At 69.2% G+C, this 19550-nt stretch carries 19 protein-coding genes; 11 read left to right on the top strand and 8 right to left on the bottom strand.

From position 1 onward, the window contains the following. Nucleotides 1–244 precede the first annotated feature (244 nt). Nucleotides 245–532 (top strand): hypothetical protein, encoded by a 288-nt coding sequence (locus QE381_RS02280; RefSeq protein WP_307215114.1) that lies wholly within the window; start codon nt 245–247, stop codon nt 530–532. A 143-nt stretch (nt 533–675) separates the two neighbouring features. Here QE381_RS02280 and QE381_RS02285 read toward each other — a convergent pair whose 3' ends face one another. After that, nucleotides 676–1680, bottom strand: a complete 1005-nt coding sequence (locus tag QE381_RS02285) for a GlxA family transcriptional regulator (RefSeq protein WP_307215116.1) — start codon at nt 1678–1680, stop codon at nt 676–678. A gap of 92 nt (nt 1681–1772) precedes the next feature. On the opposite strand from QE381_RS02285, the gene QE381_RS02290 reads away from it, so the two are divergent. Further along, nucleotides 1773–1895, top strand: coding sequence for a hypothetical protein (locus QE381_RS02290; protein ID WP_307215118.1), 123 nt, complete (start codon nt 1773–1775; stop codon nt 1893–1895). A 198-nt stretch (nt 1896–2093) separates the two neighbouring features. Here the strand turns inward: QE381_RS02290 and QE381_RS02295 are convergent, their stop codons facing one another. Further along, nucleotides 2094–2462 (bottom strand): MerR family transcriptional regulator, encoded by a 369-nt coding sequence (locus QE381_RS02295; RefSeq protein ID WP_307215120.1) that lies wholly within the window; start codon nt 2460–2462, stop codon nt 2094–2096. A gap of 62 nt (nt 2463–2524) precedes the next feature. Here QE381_RS02295 and QE381_RS02300 point away from each other — a divergent pair, with 62 nt between their 5' ends. Next, nucleotides 2525–3454 carry an aldo/keto reductase gene (locus QE381_RS02300; RefSeq protein WP_307215122.1) on the top strand — a complete coding sequence of 310 codons (930 nt, stop codon included), beginning with the start codon at nt 2525–2527 and terminating at the stop codon, nt 3452–3454. 15 nt (nt 3455–3469) lie between these two features. Here the strand turns inward: QE381_RS02300 and QE381_RS02305 are convergent, their stop codons facing one another. Further along, nucleotides 3470–4366: a helix-turn-helix transcriptional regulator gene (locus QE381_RS02305; protein WP_307215124.1), complete on the bottom strand. Its 897-nt coding sequence runs from the start codon at nt 4364–4366 to the stop codon at nt 3470–3472. A gap of 242 nt (nt 4367–4608) precedes the next feature. Here QE381_RS02305 and QE381_RS02310 point away from each other — a divergent pair, with 242 nt between their 5' ends. The 5 genes from QE381_RS02310 (at nt 4609) to QE381_RS02330 (ending at nt 11383) form a co-directional block, all read left to right on the top strand. Beyond that, nucleotides 4609–5658 carry an alcohol dehydrogenase catalytic domain-containing protein gene (locus QE381_RS02310; protein WP_307215126.1) on the top strand — a complete coding sequence of 350 codons (1050 nt, stop codon included), beginning with the start codon at nt 4609–4611 and terminating at the stop codon, nt 5656–5658. 42 nt (nt 5659–5700) lie between these two features. Continuing rightward, entirely contained in the window at nt 5701–6021 is a 321-nt protein-coding gene (locus QE381_RS02315) for a nucleotide pyrophosphohydrolase (protein WP_307215128.1), read from the top strand. Between the two features lie 455 nt (nt 6022–6476). Beyond that, nucleotides 6477–7763, top strand: a complete 1287-nt coding sequence (locus QE381_RS02320) for a DNA/RNA helicase domain-containing protein (protein ID WP_307215131.1) — start codon at nt 6477–6479, stop codon at nt 7761–7763. A 545-nt stretch (nt 7764–8308) separates the two neighbouring features. Then, nucleotides 8309–10099 (top strand): lipase family protein, encoded by a 1791-nt coding sequence (locus QE381_RS02325; RefSeq protein WP_307215133.1) that lies wholly within the window; start codon nt 8309–8311, stop codon nt 10097–10099. 141 nt (nt 10100–10240) lie between these two features. Beyond that, nucleotides 10241–11383, top strand: a complete 1143-nt coding sequence (locus QE381_RS02330) for an AI-2E family transporter (protein ID WP_307215135.1) — start codon at nt 10241–10243, stop codon at nt 11381–11383. Nucleotides 11384–11406: 23 nt separating this feature from the next. Here the strand turns inward: QE381_RS02330 and QE381_RS02335 are convergent, their stop codons facing one another. Further along, nucleotides 11407–12009: a TetR/AcrR family transcriptional regulator gene (locus QE381_RS02335; protein WP_307215138.1), complete on the bottom strand. Its 603-nt coding sequence runs from the start codon at nt 12007–12009 to the stop codon at nt 11407–11409. A 72-nt stretch (nt 12010–12081) separates the two neighbouring features. Between QE381_RS02335 and QE381_RS02340 the strand changes: the two genes are divergently transcribed. Together QE381_RS02340 and QE381_RS02345 are read left to right on the top strand one after the other, a co-directional pair. Next, nucleotides 12082–12834 carry a GAP family protein gene (locus QE381_RS02340; RefSeq protein ID WP_307215140.1) on the top strand — a complete coding sequence of 251 codons (753 nt, stop codon included), beginning with the start codon at nt 12082–12084 and terminating at the stop codon, nt 12832–12834. 146 nt (nt 12835–12980) lie between these two features. Continuing rightward, the gene (locus QE381_RS02345) at nt 12981–14180 is read left to right on the top strand and encodes an MFS transporter (RefSeq protein WP_307215142.1); all 1200 of its coding nucleotides are present in this window, start codon (nt 12981–12983) and stop codon (nt 14178–14180) included. Between the two features lie 4 nt (nt 14181–14184). Here QE381_RS02345 and QE381_RS02350 read toward each other — a convergent pair whose 3' ends face one another. Genes QE381_RS02350 through QE381_RS02365 form a run of 4 tightly spaced genes read right to left on the bottom strand, consistent with a single transcriptional unit; the run spans nt 14185 to nt 17769 of the window. Then, the gene (locus QE381_RS02350) at nt 14185–15066 is read right to left on the bottom strand and encodes an AraC family transcriptional regulator (protein ID WP_307215144.1); all 882 of its coding nucleotides are present in this window, start codon (nt 15064–15066) and stop codon (nt 14185–14187) included. Between the two features lie 46 nt (nt 15067–15112). Beyond that, nucleotides 15113–15904 (bottom strand): GntR family transcriptional regulator, encoded by a 792-nt coding sequence (locus QE381_RS02355; RefSeq protein ID WP_307215146.1) that lies wholly within the window; start codon nt 15902–15904, stop codon nt 15113–15115. Nucleotides 15905–15942: 38 nt separating this feature from the next. Beyond that, a complete protein-coding gene (fabG, locus tag QE381_RS02360) occupies nt 15943–16728 on the bottom strand; it encodes a 3-oxoacyl-ACP reductase FabG (RefSeq protein WP_307215148.1) in 786 nt (261 codons plus the stop codon). An 18-nt stretch (nt 16729–16746) separates the two neighbouring features. Next, the gene (locus QE381_RS02365) at nt 16747–17769 is read right to left on the bottom strand and encodes a phosphotransferase enzyme family protein (protein ID WP_307215150.1); all 1023 of its coding nucleotides are present in this window, start codon (nt 17767–17769) and stop codon (nt 16747–16749) included. Between the two features lie 208 nt (nt 17770–17977). Here QE381_RS02365 and QE381_RS02370 point away from each other — a divergent pair, with 208 nt between their 5' ends. After that, on the top strand, nt 17978–19549 hold the full coding sequence (locus QE381_RS02370; protein ID WP_307215152.1) for an APC family permease: 1572 nt from the start codon (nt 17978–17980) through the stop codon (nt 19547–19549). The last annotated feature ends 1 nt before the right edge of the window (nt 19550 follow it).

The following is a 19550-nucleotide window of genomic DNA, read 5'->3' on the forward strand; positions in this document are numbered from 1 at the left end:
CCTGGTAGGGGTCGCGCACACGACGTGTTCACGACCATGAGGAGGACGACGGCGAGGGGAGCGGCGCGCCGTTCCCGAGCAGGAACCGTTCCGGGTCTCACTCCTCACCGATGGTCACGGTGACGGCGTCGAGGACGCGGGGATCGGCGAGAGCGCCGAACGCGAGCGACATGCCCTCCCAGGTCGAGTCCCGCGCACGCGGGTCTGCCTTCCCGCCCGCGAGCCCCGCCTCTAGGCTGGCGTCATGATCGAGTTGATGCCCCGCGAGACGAAGCGCATCCGCTGGTGGTGGATCGTGCTGGTCGGCATCGGCATCGGCATCGGCATCGGGATCGGCGTCGTCGGCGTTGTGCTCTTCGCAGCCACCGGCGTCACCCAGGGCGCTTGCTACGACTCCAGCGACCCCGCCGCGAGCTACTGCACCACCGGGACCTTGATCCCCTCCGTCGCAGTTCCCTACCTCTGGGGCGCGTACGTCCTGCTCGTCGGATTCCTGATCTATCTCGCCATCCGCTCACGCGTGCGCCGCTGACAGCCGCTCGACTCCTGACGGGGAGTGGTCGAGCCTGCTCGCTTCCGCGACGATCTCGGGCAATCGCAACGCGAAATGTACGCGCGATTGCTCGAAACGGTAGCGGATGTGTGACGCGTAGGCTGCGCGCCTGAGCGCGGCGCTCAAGCGACGGATGACGCGGATGCGAGGTCTGCGGGTTCAGTGGGAGTCGCCGGATCGTCGCAGCGGAACCGACCGCGGTACGCCGTGGGGCTGACGCCGAGCACGCGGGAGAAGTTCTGGCGGAGCACCGCCGCGGAACCGAATCCGCACTCCTCGGCGATACGGTCGAGACCGAGATCGGTGCTCTCGAGCATGCGCTGGGCATGCAGGATGCGCTGGCGAGCGAGCCAGGCGGCGGGCGTCGTTCCGAAGTCGGCCTTGAAGCGCCGAGCGAACGTGCGCGGGGACATGTGCGCCCGGGCCGCGAGATCGTCGACGGTCAGCTCGAGGCAGAGGTTCTCGACGGCCCAGTCTGTCACGGGCGCCAGCGAGAGCGACCGCGCGACCGGAAGCGGCTGGCCGATGAACTGCGCCTGTCCGCCGTCGCGCTGCGGCGCGACGACCATGCGGCGCGCGATCACGTTGGCCATCTCGGCCCCGAGCACCTGACGCAGCACGTGCAGCGACGCGTCGAGGCCCGCCGCCGTGCCCGCGCTCGTGACGACACGGCCGTCCTGCACGTACAGCACATCGGGATCGACGTCGATCCGCGGGTACCACTGGCTCATGGTGTCCGCGTAGCGCCAGTGCGTCGTCGCGCGACGCCCGTCGAGCACACCCGCAGCCGCGAGCACGAACGCACCGCTGCACACGCTCAGGAGCCACGCGTCCCGCGCTGCGGCAGCCCGGACGGCATCGATCACCCGGAGGTCGACAGAACGCCACGTCGATCGCGGGATCGGCACGACGATCACGAGATCGGCCTCGTAGGCGAAGGAGAGGTCACCGTCGACGGTGATCGAGAATCCGAGGTTGGACGGCACGAGCCCGGGATCGGGTGTGCAGAGCCGGAAGTCGAAGGAGGGGATGCCGTCGTCGGAACGATCGAGCCCGAAGGCCTCGCACGCGAGACCGAACTCGAAAGGGGCGAAGCCCGGAAGCACGATCACCGCGACGCTCTCCATCACGCCAGTATGCGCCTGTTTGGCAGTTTTCGCACGACTATTGTCCCGGCTGCCACTCGTGGCTGCTTTCCGGCATCCGTAGCGTTTCTGCCATGTTCGCACTCGTCATCTTCGGAGTCCTCGCCCTCTGGGCCATCGTCGGCACGATCGTCGCCCTCGCCACCGACGGATACCGCTCGGTCCCGACCGACGAGAGCCGCATCCGTCGCGACTGATCCGCCCCCACGGCACCGCTTCACGCGAGAGCCGGGCACAGCGGGATCGGGTGTCGGCATCCCGCACGGGCGCGACATCGATGAAGCGCTCCGGCGCTTCCCTGGTGGGATGTCGGCGATCGTGGACCTTACAAGCCCAGAAGCCACGCGAAAGCGATGCCCGCGTCGCCCAGGCAGGCCTTCTGTCCGCGCGCGGTGTCAGACGACCACGAGCTGCTGGAGCCGGGAGAGGGCGTCGCGACGCCGATCGAGCGCGTCGATCCGTTCCCGTATGGCGTCCATGTGCTCGCGGAGGTACGCCGCGACGCAGCCGTCCAGCCGCGCGCCGCCGTCGACGAAGCAGGTCATGACCTGGGACACGACGGCGATCGGGAGTCCCGTGTCGAGAAACAGACGGATCCTGCGCACCGTCTCGACCGCGTCCGAGTCGAATCGGCGATGTCCCGCGCCCTCGCGCGTCGCCGTCAGCAGACCGTTCTGCTCGTAATGCCGAAGAGCTCGGACGCTGACGCCCGTGCGAGCGGACAGCTCTCCGATGCTGAGGGATGCCGCGTCCCGTGCGAGCATGACGTCTCCTTCCGGCGCGCGACTTGCATCTGACGCTAGCGTCACTTCCTACCATCGCACGCATGACTCAGGAACCCGAGGCAACGCCCACCCACGACGACGTCTTCTCGCTCGGAGGCGAACTACCCGTCCGGAGGATCGGATTCGGCGCAATGCGACTGACCGACGCCACCGGCGACGGCACCCATGCGGGCGCAAAGATCTGGCGGGTGCGCACCGACCCCGCCGCGGAGATCGCTGTGCTGCGCCGTGCCGTGGAGCTCGGCGTGCAGCTCGTCGACACCGCCGACGCCTACGCGCTCGGCGAGAGCGAGGAGCTGATCGCCCGGGCGCTGTCCCCGTACGGTGATGACCTCGTGCTTGCGACGAAGGTCGGCAACCTCCGCCCGTCGCCGTCGGAGTGGGTGCCGCTCGGGCACCCGGCGTACCTCACGCAGCAGGTGGAGTTGTCGTTGCGCCGCCTGCGGGTCGACCGGATCCCACTCGTGCAGCTCCACCGCCTCGATCCGAACTACCCGATCGCGGACCAGGTCGGCGCGCTTGCGGAGTTGCGTGCCCAGGGGAAGATCGCCCACATCGGCCTCTCCGAGGTCACCGTCAGCGAACTCGACGAGGCTCGACGCACCGCCCCGATCGCCGCTGTCCAGAATCTCTACAACCTCGCCGCCCGTGATCACGACCCCGTGGTCGATCATTCGGCGGCGTCCGGGATCGCGTTCCTCCCCTTCTTCCCACTCGCCATCGGCGCGCTGGCGCGGCAGGGAAGCGCGGCCGACGCCATCGCGACAGAGCTCGGCGTGACACCGTCCCAGGTCGCACTCGCATGGCTCCTGCACCGGGCTCCCAACGTGATCCCCATCCCGGGGACCACCTCGCCTGCGCACCTGGAAGAGAACGTCCGGGCCGGTCGGGTGGCCCTCAATGAGGAGCATCTCCGCCGGCTCGGCGGGACCGACCCTCGTGTTCCATCTGGGGCTGAACGACGGCGATGACGCGGCTCGCCCCGCTCACTCGCCCGTGACGGACGCGGTGCGGTCGGACGGTTCAGGGTTCTCGACATCCTGTGTCGCGGCCCAGGTGGTGAGGAGCCGGAGCGCGTCGGCACTCGGGGTGCCCGCCTTGGCCGTATAGACGATGAGGATGAAGCCGGGGTCGGCGGGGAACTCCATCGACTCGAAATCGAGGTCGAGATCGCCGACGACCGGGTGCGTGAGCTTCTTCGTCCCGGTGCGGTGGAACCGCACGTCGTGCTTGGCCCACTTCTGACGGAACTCCTCACTCTGCGCGGAGAGCTCGTCGATCAGATCTGTGAGCGCCTCTTCTTGCGGGTTGCGCGCGGTCTCGGCGCGCAGGAACGCTGCGACGTCGTCGGAAGCCCGGTCCCACTCACGCCAGAAGGTCTTGGCAGCCGGGTCGAGGAACATGAAGCGGGCCGTGTTGGCCGGCCGCCGCGGGTTGGCGAGGACGGGGGCGTGCAGCGCCTGGGCGAGCCGGTTGGCCGCGACCATGTCGTGGGCCGCGTTGAGAACCCATGCGGGGGCGTTGTCGATCGCATCGAGAACCTGCTGGATGGACGATCGGACGCGTGGCGCGGGCGACCTCCGGTGCGAGCGGGGGCCCGCGTTGGCGCGGCGGGCGAGGTCGAACAGATGCTCTGTCTCGGCGTCGTTCAACTGCAGCGCCTGGGAGATGCCCGCCAGCACCGCCTCCGAGGCGCCGGTGAGGTTGCCGCGCTCGAGGCGGGTGTAGTAATCGACCGAGACACCCGCGAGCACGGCGACCTCTTCACGTCGCAGCCCCGCGACGCGGCGGTTGCCGCCGTAGGCCGGCAGACCCGCCTCGGCCGGGGTGATGCGTCCGCGGCGCGTCGTGAGGAACTCGCGGACCTCGCTCTTGTCGTCCATGCTCATTACCGTAAGCCAGCCGAGCGGCACGTCGGCCGCCGCGTGCGGCGACGTTTCGCGGTGCGTGCCGTGGCGGGTCTTCCAGGTACTGCCAGTACCTGGAAGACCCGGGACTCCCGTCTGTGCGCGAGGCCGGATGGGATGGGAACACCCAGCGGCGGGTGCGTCGCGGGTGATGGCTCACGACGCACAGGCCGCTCGGTGGTTTCCGTATCCCGCGAGAGAAAGCCACGACAGACCTCATGAAGGCGACATTCATGTACGGCGCCGGTGACGTCCGCATCGAGACGGTCCCGGACCCGATCATCCAGGCTCCGACAGATGCGATCGTCCGAACGACCCGAGCGTGCATCTGCGGCTCGGATCTGCATCCGTACCACTCGCTTCCCGAAACGCCCGAGGGCCTGTCGATGGGGCACGAGCTGATCGGCGTCGTCGAGGAGATCGGCACCGAGGTGAGGAGCGTGAAGCCCGGCGACTTCGTGATCGTGCCGTTCGCGTTCAGTGACAACACCTGCGTGTTCTGCCGCGAGGGCCTCCACACCTCCTGCATCCACGGCGGCTGGTATGGCACGCCCCAGGCGGCCGGCCTCCAGGCGGAGTACGGTCGCGTTCCGCTGGCCGACGGTTCGCTGGTGAAGGTCCCGGATGTCGACCCGCGCACGGCGGACGAGTCCCTGCTGGCGTCGCTGCTGACGTTGTCGGACGTCTACCTCACCGGGTACCACGGTGCGCACATGGGAGGGGTCGGTCCCGGGAAGACCGTGACGGTCATCGGCGATGGTGCTGTCGGCCTCGGCGCCGTGCTGGCCTCGAAGCAGCTCGGCGCCGAGCAGATCATCCTGATGGGTCGCCACGCCGCCCGCACCGATCTCGGCGTCGAGTTCGGTGCGACCACCGTCGTCGCAGAGCGCGGTGAGGAGGGGATCGCGAGGGTCATCGACCTCACGAACGGCGAAGGCTCTCACGTCGTGATCGAGGCGGTGGGTCACATGCCCGCCTATGAGCAGGCCTACGGCATCGTCCGCCCCGGCGGGATCATCTCTCGCGTCGGCGTGCCGCAGTACGAGTCCGCACCCATCGGCTTCGCGTCCCTGTTCGCCAAGAACGCACGGCTGGCCGGGGGAGGCGCTCCGGTGCGCGCCTATCTCGAAGCGGCGATCCCGCAGGTCCTCTCCGGCGAGATCAATCCGGGCAAGGTGTTCGACCGCACGGTCTCGCTCGACGAGGTTCCCGCCGGATACGCGGCGATGAACGATCGCACGGCGCTGAAGGTCATGGTCACTCCCTGACCTCGCTGCGGGCCGGACGCATGATCTGGCTAGGCTGAGCCCATGGCTGATGAGAGCGCGATGAGCGCGCTGCGCGCCTTCATCGAAGAGCGCGACTGGGCACAGTTCCACTCCGCGGAGAACCTCGCGAAGTCGATCGCGATCGAGGCCGGTGAGCTGCTGGAAGAGTTCCAGTGGTCGCCCGAGTTCGATCCGGACCGCGTGCGGCTCGAGCTCGCGGACGTCCTGACCTATTGCTACGAACTGGCGGATCTTCTCGGCATCGACCCGGAGACGATCATCCTCGAGAAGCTCGAGATCACGCGCGCGAAGTACCCGACCGAGACGTCGCGCGGCAGAAGCACGAAGTATGACCGGCTTTGAGATCGAGGAGGTCCCCTTCGACGCGTCGGGGATCCGCGACTATCCGGATCCCACCGGGAAGCTGAGCAACTGGCCCGCGGTCTACGCGATCAGCGATCGACGAGACGTCTACGTGGGGGAGACAGGGAACGCGCTCCTTCGGATGGCGCAGCATCGACGCGACCCCAAGAAGCGGCACTCTCGAGGTCGCGAGGATCCTTCTCGACGACACCTTCCACCGCTCTGCGTGCTACGACCTGGAGTCGCTGCTCATCCAGTGGTTCTACTCCGATGGCGTCTACACCGTCATCAATGCGAACGATGGTCACCGGAACGAGGAGTATGCAGGCCGCGAGACGTTTCAGCCACGGTTCCGAGAGATCTTCGAGGACCTGCGACGACGGGGTCTCTTCCAACACTCTCTGCGAGACATCGAGAACAGCGATTTCTTCAAGCTCTCGCCGTTCAAGTCGCTCGTGCCGGATCAGGAACGGGCGATCCTGGAGATTCTCAAGGCACTCTTCGACGACATCGAGACGAGACGACGGAGCACGATGGTCGTCGCGGGTAGCCCCGGTACCGGAAAGACCGTCGTAGGCATCTCACTCATAAAGACGTTGCGTGACATCGCGACCGCGCGTGGTGTGGACGAAGCGGAGCAGGGGAACGCGATCTCGGACTTCTTCGCGCGGGGCTATCCCGAGATGCTTCGAGGCATGCGCGTCGGCATGGTCGTGCCGCAGCAGTCGCTTCGCACCTCCATCGCGAAGGTCTTCGACCGAGCGCCGGGACTCGACCGCACCATGGTTCTGACCGCCTACGACGTCGGACGAGCGGAGGAGCCGTACGACGTCCTTGTGGTGGACGAGGCGCACCGGCTGAATCATCGTGCGAACCAGTCCTCGGGTTCACTCAACCACGCATTCCGGCAGATCAATGAGCGGCTGTTCGGCACAGATTCGCTTGAGTTCACGCAGCTCGACTGGATCCGTGCCCGAAGCTCCCACAACATCCTGCTTCTGGATGCGGAGCAGACCGTGCGCCCCGCGGACCTTCCGCCCGAAGTGGTGGGCGAGGTGGTCGGTGAGGCGAAGGCGAGCCATCTCTTCTTCCCGTTGAAGACGCAGATGCGAGTCAAGGCCGGGGCCGACTACATCGGCTTCATCAAGGCCGTGCTGGCTGGAGGCAGCCCTGCGCTTCCCGACCTCGGTGAATACGACCTGCGCCTGATCGACGACATCGGGACGTTGGACGCACTCATTCGGCAGCGTGACCGCGAGTACGGGCTTTCCCGTCTGACGGCGGGATACGCGTGGAGCTGGAAGTCGGATCCGAAGAAGAAGGGGATGAAGCGCATTCCCCTCGCCGAGCGTCCCTACGACATCGAGATCGACGGGTATCGCTGGCGGTGGAACTCGGCTGACAAGGACTGGATCACGTCACCGCACGCGCTGGACGAGATCGGATCGATCCACACTGTCCAGGGCTACGACCTCAACTATGCGGGGGTCATCATCGGACGCGATCTGCGCCTCGACGGAGCGACCGGTGAGATCCGGTTCGACCGAACCCAGTATCACGACAAGAAGGGGATCGAGAACAATCGCCGGCGCGGCATCGTCTACACGGACCACGAGATCGAACGGTACGTCAAGAACATCTATGCGGTGCTCCTCACGCGGGGCATCAGAGGCACCTATGTCTATGTCTGCGATGAGGCGCTCCGCGATCGCCTTCGGGCCCTGGTCGTGCGGAGCTCGTAGAAGAACCGTGTGCTCGTGGCCGGATCGCCACCGTGTACACGCTGTGGCGATCCGTGAGAGCGGACGTCACGCTCTCGGCCAGCCGTGGCGCCGGTTGCATGGTCGCAGTCTGGCTCGTCGGGACCGAAGACCGCTCGCCTACGGAGTCAGGCGAGATCTGCCTCTGCGAGATCGATGCCGGCGCAATCGGGCAGACGACCATGGCCCGGACAGGGGTGAAGGCGCACCATGACCCGCGTCTCACCACCGACATGCTCGAGGTCGAGATCCCGGTGGACGCCTCCTCGCCGCACACGTGGACGGTGATCTGGGGGCGAGGGCGAGACGCTGATCGGATGCGAGGGACGCGAGCTCCGGCGTATCCCGCAGGCTCCCGACTATCCACTCTTCCTCATGATCGATCTCTTCGAGATCGGGCCTCGCGGCGGCGAGTATCCGAAGACGGCCACCGTCCACCGCGTCCGAGCGTGGCGATGACCGACGACGGACGTACGGCGCGTCTCGGCGTCCACGGCTAAGCGACGGAACGTCCGTAGGCTGAGGGTGTGCGCAGACTGCTCGGCATGCCCCACCGGGGTCTGAGCGGTGCGCTCGGCGCCATACTGTGTCTCGCCGCGGTGCTGTGCGCCCCACGCCCGCTGACGACTCTGGTGGCGGTGCTCTGGGTGCTCTGCGCGGCGACCGCGCTCTGGGCGTGCGCCCACGTCGCGTCCAACCGTGCCCGGCCGCGCGCGTGGATGCTGGCGGTATCGGCCTGCATGGGCGCCGTGGCGGCCGTCGTCTTCACCCCCGCGGTGATCCGCGCCTACCCGGCTCTGCTGGCCGTCGGTCTGGTCGGGGTCGCCGCGAGGCTTCTTGCACGTGCGGTGCGACGCCGGGCGACGGACGGGGCCTCTCGCGCGGGAGCGGCGGTCGACCGCATCGCCCACGCGGTGCGCGGCGCCGCCGCGCTGGTGGCTGCCGTGCTCGTCCTGCTCTGGCCAGACGTCGCGCTGCTGCTTCTGTCCTGGGGGCTGGTGGGCGCCGCAGGCGTGACGGGGCTCGTCCTGCTCTCGCGCGCCGTCCGGCCGCGACGCACGCCGCGAGAACCCCTGCGGGCGGGTGCGCGCCGCGGGCTCCGTGTCACTGCGGCCGTGCTCATCGCCTCGCTCGCCGTCATCGCGGCCGTCGGGTCGGGATGGGCGTTCGGCAGGGTCGCTTCCGTCCCCGACTTCTATGCATGGAGCGACGACGTTCCTGCGTCGCCGGGTGAGCTGCTCCGCGCCGAGCCGTACGACGGAGAGGCGCCAAGCGGCGCTCAGGCGCTCCGCATCCTGTACAGCACCTCGCGCACGGACGGATCCGCCGCGATCGCGAGCGCTGTCGTGGCGTTTCCCGCCGCGGATCCGCCGGCGGAAGGGCGCCCCGTCATCGCCTGGCAGCACGGAACGACCGGCGTGGCTCAGCCGTGCGCCCCGAGCCTCGGCTCGAGCGCGCTGTCCGAGTATTCCGTTCCAGGCATATCCCGGATGATCGCGCGCGGCTGGGCCGTCGTGGCCACCGACTACCCGGGGATGGGGACGGCGGGACGCTATCCGTACCTGATCGGCGAGGGCGAGGGCCGTTCCACGCTCGACGGCGTGCGTGCGCTGCGTCAGCTCCCGGAGGCGCACGCCTCGGTCCGCACACACCTCTGGGGTCATTCGCAGGGCGGACACGCCACGCTGTGGGCGGCGCAGATCGCGCAGCAGTACGCGCCGGAGCTCGAGATCGTGGATGTCGCGGCGCTCTCGTCCGCGAGCGACCCGCTCGAGCTCGCCCGGCGGGTCACGACTTCCGCCTCTCGCCCGATCGCGACGACGATCAGCGCATACGTCCTCGTGCCCTACGCGGACGAGTACCCCGATCTCACGGTGACCGGGTTCACGCATCCAGCGGGATCCACCTTTGTGCGCGCTGGCGCGAGCCGCTGCCTTCTCGACCCGGGCACGGTCGTGACGTTGCTCGTCGGATTCGGCATCGGACGCGCCGACGCCCTGTACGACTTCGATCTGGACGCCGGGCCCGTCCACGATCGGTTGACCGAGAACATCGCGACCGGGATCGTCCCCGCACCGCTGTTCCTGGGGCAAGGGAGCGCCGACGAGGTCGTCCCGGTCACGATGCAACGGCAGACGACTGCGCGGGCGTGCGCCGCAGGCCGTCCCGTCGTGACTCATGAGTACGACGGGCTCGGACACATGGGCGTCGTCGCGCCGGGCGCGGCCATGATCGACGACCTCTTCGCCTGGTCCGACGCCGTGTCGGCAGGGTCGGTGCCCACCACCTGCCCAGGACAACGCCCAGATCATCTGTGACCGGCGCGATCACGTAGCGGCGGGTGCGACCTCGCGGGCAGGAAGCCGGGTTCTCGCGCGCACACGACCACCGCAGACCGCCCGTGTCAAGAGGTCGCGTGGTGCGCAGGCGTTCATGGGCGCACGGTGTTTACTTCGCTCATGACGAGCGTTCACCACCCCGATCCCGACCCCTCGGCAGACGACCCGATCCCCGCCGGCCTGCGAATAGGCGCCGGGTTCGCGTGGCGGGTCCTGGTGATCGCGGCGGTGCTCGGGCTCGTACTTCTGCTCGCGGTCCGGTTGTCCGAGATCGTCATCCCGTTCTTCATCGGCCTGATCCTCTCCGCCCTGCTCGTGCCGCTGTCGGGATTCCTGCAGCGCCACGGCTGGCCGAAGTGGGTCGCTATCGTCAGCGCGTGGGTGGCCGTCTTCGCGGTCATCACAGGACTCTCCCTCCTGTTCGCCGAGCAGCTGCGCAGCCAGTTGCCGGCCCTCACGACCCAGGTCGAGCAGGCGGTCGAGTCGGCCCGCGGGTTCCTGGCGACGCAGCCCTTCGGGATCACACCCGAGATGCTCACGGGCTGGGTGAACGACATCACCCGCTTCGCCCAGCAGCACGCGTCGGATGTCGGGAGCGGGGCGCTCCGCGTCGGTTCGGGCGCCGTCCACGGACTGGAGGGCGTGTTCATCGTGATCTTCGTCACGCTGTTCATGCTCATCGACGGCGGGCGGATCTGGCAGTGGGTGACGCGGCTGTTCCCGCGCCGCGCGCGTCCGCGCATCCTGGCGGCGGGAGAGGCGGGGTGGCGAACGCTCACGAGCTTCATCCGCATCCAGCTCGTCGTCGCGGCCACCGATGCCGTCGGCATCGGTGTCGGCGCGGCGATCCTCGGCGTTCCGCTCGCCGTTCCGATCGCGATCATCGTGTTCTTCGGTGCTTTCGTGCCCGTCGTCGGGGCGATCGTCGGCGGCGTCGTCGCGGTCGCGATCGCTCTCGTGTTCAACGGGTGGGTGCATGCGGTCATCATGCTCGGCATCGTCATCCTGGTGCAGCAGCTCGAGAGTCACGTGCTCCACCCGCTGCTGACGGGGTCGGCCGTCAAGGTGCACCCGCTCGGGATCGTCCTCGGCGTCACCACCGGCACGACGCTGGCCGGCATCGCCGGCGCCTTCCTGGCGGTGCCGCTCATCGCCACCACGAACTCCATGATCGCGGCGGCACACCGCTACGGGAAGGAAGAGCCGGAAGCCGGGGGAGAGCCGGGGACCGCCGATACGGCCCCGCCGAGCGGCGACCGGTAGGCGGGTGAGGTGTCGCGTCGACCTCACCCCGCCGTGCGGCCGGCGTCGCCCTGGATCGACGCCAGCTCCTCGCGCAGGATGTCGACCGCCCACTCCGCACTCTCCTCCGACGGGCGGTGCAGCAGATGGAGCCCGAGGCCGTCGGCCAGGGCGAGGAGCCGCCGCGCCGCACGCGCTGTCTCGGGACGCTGCGGCTCGCCGCCGCTGAGCATCGCGACGAGGCGGACGAAGAACTCCAGGAGCCGGTCGTGCGCCTCGTCGCGGATGGCCGCGAGCCGTGGATGCGCGGGAGTCTCTGCGATCAGCGCGATGTTGACCTCGAACTCGCGCCGGGTCTGGGCGGACACGGGGATGAGCTCGCGGATGGCGGCAACGGCATACGTGAGCGGATCCGGATCCGGGGCGATCGCGGTCACGCGGGCGCTCGCCTGCCGGATCATGTGCTCCGCCGAGAACTCGAGCAGCTCCGCCTGAGTGGGGAAGAGATTCCGCAGCGATCCGACCGCGACGCCCGCCTCGGCCGCGACCGACCGCACGGAGACGGCGCCGATCCCACGGTCGAGGATGACGCGCCAGGTCGCTTCGGCGAGGTGCTGCCGTCGCTCCGTGCGCGAAGAGAGAGGCAACGGAGACTCCTAGTACGACTGTGCTAATTTTACCTTCTGGTACGACTGTACCAGTGAGAGGAGATCCCGCCGGTGTCCGACATCCCGATCGAGAGCGTCGGCACCCTCGCGGTGCTGGCGCTGACCGACTCGATGAGCATCGGAACGATGGTCATCCCGCTGTGGTTCCTCACGACCCCCGGTCGCCCGCGCGTCGCGCGGATCGCGCTCTATCTCGCAACCGTCATGGCCGCCTACGTCGCCGTCGGCGCGGCGCTCGTCCTGGGCGGTCGGGTGATCTTCGAGCGCGGGACCGCGCTGCTGAGCTCGCCACCCGTGCTGGTCGCGCAACTCCTTCTCGGTGCCGCTCTGGTGATCGTGAGCTGCGCCCTCGACACGAAGGCGGCGCGTGCGCGCGCCGCCGCACGGCCGCGACGGGCGGGCCGGCTCGTCCGGTGGCGGGACCGGGCGATGGGGCGCGGGGACGACGGCACGCCCCATCGCGCCGCACTCGCGGCCATCGTGCTGCTCGCCCTGCTCGCCGTCGGCGTCGAGATCGCCTCCATGCTGCCCTACCTCGTCGCCACGGGAATCATCGCCGCGCACGTCACGACCCCGGCCGCCGCGATCGGGACGCTGGTCGCCTACTGCGCGGTGATGATCGCACCCGCGGTTGCGCTGACCATCGCACGCCTCGCCGCCGGGGACGCGATCGAGGCGCCGTTGCGGCGCGGCGAGGCGTGGCTCACGCGCCATTCGCGCAGCACGACCCTCTGGATCGTCGGCATAGCGGGCGTCCTGCTCGGCGCCGGCGCGTTCGACGGACTGCGCACGCTCGGGGACTGAGGCTGGCTCCGCGCGACAGGAGCGCGGTGGCGGACGACGCCACGCAGGACCGACGGGCCGAGCCGACCTCGCCCGGCCGGACGAACGGTCGGATGCCGCGGACGCGCGGTTGGGCGGCCGGCGAGCGGGCACGTCAGAGTGGAGCAATGACCTCGACCGCTTCCGTTCCCGTCACGGGTACCGCTTCGTCCGCGCGCCTGCCCTACGGCGCCCTCCTCGTCATGATGTGCCTGAGCTTCCTGCTCGTGACGGCGGAGTTCCTCCCCAACGGCATCCTGACGGAGATGGCGGCCGGCCTCGGCATCAGTCCCGGCCAGGCCGGACAGACCGTCACGGTCACCGCCATCGTGGGGCTGGTGGTCGCCCTCACCGTCGGCGTCCTGTTCCCTCGATTGGATCGACGGACGCTCCTCATGGCGACGGCCGCCGCGGCCGCCGTCTCGAACATCCTGGTCGCGGTCGCTCCCAACCTGGTCCTGATCCTTCTCGCACGTGTCCTGCTCGGTGCGGCGATCAGCGCGTTCTGGGCCATGTCGATCACGGTCGTCGCTGCCATGGTGGGCACCGAGCGTGTCGGCCGCGCCGCCATGTTCACCACCGCAGGGCTGTCGCTCGCCACCGTCGCCGGCGTCCCGCTCGGCGTGCTCTTGAGCGAGGCGCTCGACTGGCGCGCCGCGTTCCTCATCATCGGGATCGCGTCCGCCGTGCTCGTCGTCCCGCTCGGACTGCTCCTTCCGCCCGTGCCCGCGGCATCCAGCTCGGGGCTGCGACCCCTGGTGGACACCCTGCGTAGGCCGGGCGTCGCGCTCGGTCTCGCCGGACATGTGCTGGCCGTCCTCGGGCACTTCCTCGCCTACACGTACGTCCGGGTCTCGCTGGAGCGTCTGCCGGACATCGACGCCGGCACGGTCGTCCTCCTCCTCGCGCTCTTCGGCGTCGGCGGACTGATCGGCAACTTCGTCATCGGCGCCGTGATCGATCGCACCTTCGTGCTGTTCGGCGTGGTCGCCCCGTTGGTGATCGGCGCGTCCATCGCCGTCCTTCTGCTGGCTCCGGCCTCCGTGATCGCCGTCGGCGTCGCCGTGACGGTCTGGGGGTTCTTCTTCTCCTCGTGGCTCATCATCACGAACGCCTGGGTCGGGCATCGCATGCCGGATCGTCTGGAGGCCGGCGGCAGCCTGGTGGTGGTCGGCTTCCAGCTCGGGATCGTCCTCGCCGCAGGACTCGGCGGAATCGTCGTCGACACCTGGGGCGTCGCGCTCAACGACGTTCTCGCCATCGTGCTCCTGCTGGCCGGCGCCGCGCTGTTCGGCGCGGCGAACCGCGGACACGGTCGACGGCACTGAGTCGTCAGCGGGCGAGAACCGTCCGTCGACGCCACTGCGACGGTGGCATCCCCGTGTGGCGCCGGAACGCGCGGCTGAATCCCTCGTCGGAGCCGTAGCCCAGCGCCCGTGAGGTCTCCGTGACGGAGGCGCCTGCCTCGAGCATCTCCATGGCTCGTCGCATCCGCGTCTCCGTCACGAAGCTCGCCGGCGACGTGCCGAACGCGGCGCGGAAGCGCTCGGCGAGGACGGTGCGGGACATCGCCCCGAGGCTCGCGAGGGACTCGAGGGTCCACTCGCGCCCGGGCTCCTCCGCGACGGCCCGCACGATGCGCTCGAGGAAGGGGTCGACGCTCAGGGCAGGCCACTGGGCGGGAGCGCACGCGGCCGCCCAGGCCCGGATGACCGACAGCACGACCGTCGCCATCATCGCCCGGCAGATCACGGGATCGCCCGATCGCGCGCTGTCCATCCGGCCGGGACCGAGATGCGCGGCGAGTCCCGCCGCGGCGGGCTCTCGCTCAGAGAACTCGTGCACGAGGACGAATCGCGGCAGTGCGCGGGCCGTCGCCGGCCAGACCATATCGAGCTCGGCGGTCACGACCGTCGCGCCGGAGGCGGACGAGAGCACGGATGCTGCGGCATCCGTGTAGAGGAACGCATCGCCCATCAGCAGCGTGCGCGGCCCGCGCACGGGAGCCGAGACACCGGTGCGCGTGTCGAGCGTGCACGCGTCATCCGCGTCGGCGTCCGTCGTGATCTCGCCGGAGACGACGTATCCGAGCGTCGTCATCGCCGGCGCGAGGGCGAGCAGCCCACCCGGTCCGAGCGACGAGCGTCGCGTGTCACCGGAGCGCACGTCGATCTCGGCGAGCACCCTGTCCAGCGCGGAGGAGTCGACCGTCATGACGGAGACAACCGTGTGCGGCGGGAGCGGTATTCCAGGCACGCCATCAGACGCTGACGGAGAGCTCGATGATCCCGTCGTCGGCTCGCGCCGCATCGCGGGCGATATGGCCGGCTCGACGTGCGACGAGCCGGACGCGGTCGGCGCGGAAGAGATCCTCGGAGTACTCGAAGGCGCGGCCGGCCGCATCGCGCGCCACACGCACGAGCTGGAGGAGGGGCGACCGCTCGGCGACGCCGAGCAGTCGCGCCTCACGGCGGCTCGCCGACACGACGCTGATCTCCTCGTCGACGTGGTGCGGGTCGATGCCGTAGCGCTCATGGAGCATCTCGTAGAGGGATCCACCGAGGGGCTGATCCAGCAGGTCGGGCGCGAGCGTGAGCGGGAAGTGCGCCTTGTCGATCGACAGCGGCACGCCGTCGGCCTCACGCAGGCGCTCGATGATCGCCAGCTCAGTGCCGGCTTCGATCCCCAGCGCGACCGCCTCGATCTCGGTGGCTGCGGCTCTCCGCGTCGCGAGCACGGTCGTCACGGTGGTGTGGCCCGTCGCGGCAAGACGCCGGGGGAGCCCGAGCTGCTCGGCCGCCTCGCGGGGCAGAAGACCGGAGCGCACGAAGGTGCCCCCTGCGCGCCCCGTGCGGCGCTCGAGGATGCCCGCTCTGCTCAGGGGGAGGATCGCACTGCGGATTGTGACGCGGGACACGCCGAACCGCTCGCTCATCTCGCGTTCCGTGCCCAGCCGTGCTCCCGGCGCGAGCGCACCCGCCGCGATCAGCCGGATGATCCGGCGGCGCACGTCCTCGGCGACGGGGCCGCCTTCGCTCTCCGCCGAAACCATCCTTTCACTGTAGTCGGGGCCACCGGCCGCGAGACGGCTCACGGTGTCACGGGGAGCACGGCCTCCGGGCTCTCCGGAAGCGTCTGTCCGCCGTCCACGACGATCGGCTGTCCGGTGATGTAGCGCGCTTCGTCGGTGGCGAGGAACGCGGCCGCCGCCCCGATGTCCGCCGGGGTGCCGAGCTCGCCGAGGGGGATCGTCCGCGACATCGTCGCGAGGTACTCCTCGCCCATGTCCCTCAGGCCTTCGGTGAGGATGTTGCCGGGCAGCACCGCGTTGACCGTGATGCGCCGAGGCGCCAGCTCGAGGGCCGCGCTGCGCATGAACCCGAGCTGCGCCGCCTTGGTCGCGCCGTAGTGGGACCACCCGGGGTACCCGGTCGTCGGTCCGGTGATCGACGAGGTGAGGATGACGCGTCCCCGGCCGGACGCGGTGAGGGCGGGGATCGCCGCCTGAACCGCCCAGATCGTGCCGGCGACGTTCACCGCGAGGACGCCGTCGAGGTCCTCCTCGACCATCTCGATCAGCGAGCGCTCGGGGAAGATGCCCGCGTTCGCGCACAGCACGTCGAGTCCGTCCAGCGCTGCGACGGCCTCCGCCACCATCCGATGGGTGTCCTCGCGGCTCGTGATGTCGGCGACGTGGGCGGTGACCCGTCCGGGACCGAGCGCATCGAGCCGGCCGACCGCATCCTGCAGCGCCGACGTGTCACGAGCGGCGATCGCGACGGAGGCGCCCGCCTCGGCGAACGCGGCGGCGATGCCGTGACCGATGCCCTTGGAGCCTCCCGTGACGAGGACTCGGCGGCCGGTGAGATCGAACATGCGGGACTTCCTTCTGGTTCAGGTGGTGACGGCGGACCGGAGGTCCGACAGGGTATAGCGGAGCCATCTCCGATCACGGAGGTAGCGATCCGCCAGGTCGACCGTCCCGCGGGCGTAGGAGCCGCCGAGACGGCGCGCGGGAGGGGAATCCGGATGCGTTCCGAGCCACGCCGTGAGCATGAGCCGACGCATCATCACGAAGGCGGGGATCATCGCCAGGTCCTCGTCCGTGAGCTCGCGGTGAGGCAGGTAGCCGCGCAGCCATTGCGTGATAGCGGCATGGGCCTCGTCGTGTTCGTGCTCGCGCCAGGAGACGATCGACGAGAGATCGGAGAGCAGCCAGCCGTAGCCGCAATCGTCGAAGTCGATCACGGTGATCTCGCCGGAGGTTCCGACCATCACGTTCGACATCCGCAGATCGGCATGCACGAGCCCGAACCTCGCCGGCGACGTGCCGTACTCCTCGAGCGCCGCGCGGAGTGTGTCGACCGCTGTGGCCAGGATCCCGTGGTCGCGACCACGGATGCCGGGCGCGTCCTGCCACCGTCCCCAGCGCGGCGCGTCGCCGAGACAGTGTGCGAAGTCCCAGCGGAATCGTGTGAAGCCCTCCGGTGGACGCCAGCTCTCCGCGTGCCGATGCAGATGTGCGCTGATCCGGCCGAGCTCGGCGAGCGGGACCCCGCCCACCGCCTCCTCGCCCGTGCGTCCCGCCACCACGGTGACGGCGTCGACGTGGCGGACCTGGTCGTCCAGAACGACCGTGACGACGCGGGAGCCGTCGGCGGCCGGCACCAGATGCGGCGTCGCGATGCCGCAGTCCTCCCGCACCCGCTCCATCCAGGTGAGCTCCGACTCGATGGCCCGCCGGTCGTGGTATCCCGGACGATGCACCCGCAGGATCGCGGCGCCGTCCTGGTCGCGCGCCAGGAAGGTGCCGTTCTCGCTGAGGCTGAGCAGCGTGAGCTGCGCGTGCGCGCCGAATCCGTAACGATCGAGAGCTGCGCGAGCGAATCGCGTGTACTCGTCCTCTGAACCGATCACCTCATCAGATCTAGCTCACCACGGACCATTCAGAGATGCTAGAGCAGACCAAACAGGCCGGATTTCATCCAGCCGTAACGTGGTGCAGACTCTCGGAAACATGCCTGAAATCAGGCCGATCTCGGAGCATCAGACCGACTTGACACCGTCGTCAGATGCCTTCACACTGGCCGCACCTGAGATACCAGACCAAATGATCGGAGAAGAAGTGACCGAAACGAGTGCTGCTCCATCGACGAGCGCAGAACGCCCCGCCGACGGCGTCCACCGGCTCCGCCCGAACGCGATCGGTCTGGTCGGCGTTCTGTTCATGTCGGTCGCCACGGCCGCCCCCATCACGGCGATGGTCGGCAATGTGCCGATCGCGGTCGGCTTCGGCAACGGCGCGGCCGCACCCGCCGGCTACATGGTCGCCACCGTCGTGCTCACTCTCTTCGCCATCGGCTACGCCGCGATGTCCAAGCACATCACGGCGACCGGCGCGTTCTACGGGTACATCTCGCACGGTCTCGGCCGCGTCATCGGGCTCAGCGCCGGCATGCTCACGACGCTCGCCTACATGGTCTTCGAAGCATCCCTCGTCGGCATCTTCGCGTTCTTCTGCAGCAACCTGGTGCAGTCGCTCACGGGTGCGAGCGTCCCGTGGATCGTCTTCGCAGTGATCATGCTGGTCGCGAACGCGACCCTCACCTACTTCGACGTCAACGTCGCTGCGAAGATCCTGGGCGTGTTCCTCGTCACGGAGGTCCTCATGCTCGCAGCCATGGCCGTGTCGGTGCTGGTGCGCGGCGGAGGCCCAGAGGGGTGGTCGTGGGCGTCGCTGAACCCGCTCAACGCGTTCGTCGATCTCTCCGGCTCCGTGCCCGCCCCCGACGGCGGCTCCGCCATCGCGGTCGCCGGGTCCGCCGGCATCGGTCTCTTCTTCGCGTTCTGGTCCTGGGTGGGGTTCGAGTCGAGCGCCATGTACGGCGAGGAGTCCCGCAACCCGAAGAAGATCATCCCGATCGCGGTGATCGGGTCGGTCGTGGGCATCGGCATCTTCTACGTCCTCGTCTCCTGGCTGGCGATCGTGGGAGTGGGGCCCCAGACGGCGATCGCCCTGGCGCAGGACAGCGCGACCTCGAGCGACATCTTCTTCCGGCCGGTCGGTGAGAACCTCGGCCAGTGGGCCGTGATCATGTTCCAGATCCTCCTGGCGACCGGCTCGTTCGCCTGCGGCATGGCGTTCCACAACAGCGCGTCGCGATACCTCTACGCGCTCGGACGTGAGGACATCCTCCCGGGGCTGGCGCGCACACTCGGCCGCACGCACAGCGTGCACGGCTCGCCGCACGTCGCGGGCTTCGTGCAGAGCATCGTCGCGACCCTCATCGTCGTCGCCTTCTTCGTGACGGGGCAGGATCCCTACGGCGCGCTCTACGGCCTCATGGCCATCCTCGGCACGAGCGCCATCATGATCGTGCAGGCGGTCGCCGCGATCGCGGTGATCGGGTACTTCCACGTGCGCGGTGCGCACCCGGAGACCAAGCACTGGTTCAGGACACTCGTCGCGCCCGCTCTCGGCGCCGTCGGAATGATCTACGTCGTGTTCCTCCTGGTCGCCAACGCGGAGTTCGCCGCGGGAACCGCGGCGGGAAGCCCGGTGTTCGCCGCCATCCCCTACATCGTCGGCGGTGTCGCGCTCCTGGGGGTGGTGTGGGCCCTCGTGCTGAAGAAGGTGTCGCCTCAGCGATTCGCGCGGCTCGGCCGCGTGATCCTGGACGAGGCGAAGGAGCGCTGAT

Source organism: Microbacterium sp. SORGH_AS_0888, assembly GCF_030818905.1.
Lineage (GTDB): Bacteria > Actinomycetota > Actinomycetes > Actinomycetales > Microbacteriaceae > Microbacterium.

Coding starts and splice junctions, on each gene's coding strand:
- QE381_RS02280 (WP_307215114.1), top strand. CDS start 245: ATGATCGAGTTGATGCCCCGCGAGACGAAGCGCATCCGCTGGTGGTGG.
- QE381_RS02285 (WP_307215116.1), bottom strand. CDS start 1,680: ATGGAGAGCGTCGCGGTGATCGTGCTTCCGGGCTTCGCCCCTTTCGAG.
- QE381_RS02290 (WP_307215118.1), top strand. CDS start 1,773: ATGTTCGCACTCGTCATCTTCGGAGTCCTCGCCCTCTGGGCCATCGTC.
- QE381_RS02295 (WP_307215120.1), bottom strand. CDS start 2,462: ATGCTCGCACGGGACGCGGCATCCCTCAGCATCGGAGAGCTGTCCGCT.
- QE381_RS02300 (WP_307215122.1), top strand. CDS start 2,525: ATGACTCAGGAACCCGAGGCAACGCCCACCCACGACGACGTCTTCTCG.
- QE381_RS02305 (WP_307215124.1), bottom strand. CDS start 4,366: ATGGACGACAAGAGCGAGGTCCGCGAGTTCCTCACGACGCGCCGCGGA.
- QE381_RS02310 (WP_307215126.1), top strand. CDS start 4,609: ATGAAGGCGACATTCATGTACGGCGCCGGTGACGTCCGCATCGAGACG.
- QE381_RS02315 (WP_307215128.1), top strand. CDS start 5,701: ATGGCTGATGAGAGCGCGATGAGCGCGCTGCGCGCCTTCATCGAAGAG.
- QE381_RS02330 (WP_307215135.1), top strand. CDS start 10,241: ATGACGAGCGTTCACCACCCCGATCCCGACCCCTCGGCAGACGACCCG.
- QE381_RS02345 (WP_307215142.1), top strand. CDS start 12,981: ATGACCTCGACCGCTTCCGTTCCCGTCACGGGTACCGCTTCGTCCGCG.
- QE381_RS02350 (WP_307215144.1), bottom strand. CDS start 15,066: ATGACGGTCGACTCCTCCGCGCTGGACAGGGTGCTCGCCGAGATCGAC.
- QE381_RS02355 (WP_307215146.1), bottom strand. CDS start 15,904: ATGGTTTCGGCGGAGAGCGAAGGCGGCCCCGTCGCCGAGGACGTGCGC.
- fabG (WP_307215148.1), bottom strand. CDS start 16,728: ATGTTCGATCTCACCGGCCGCCGAGTCCTCGTCACGGGAGGCTCCAAG.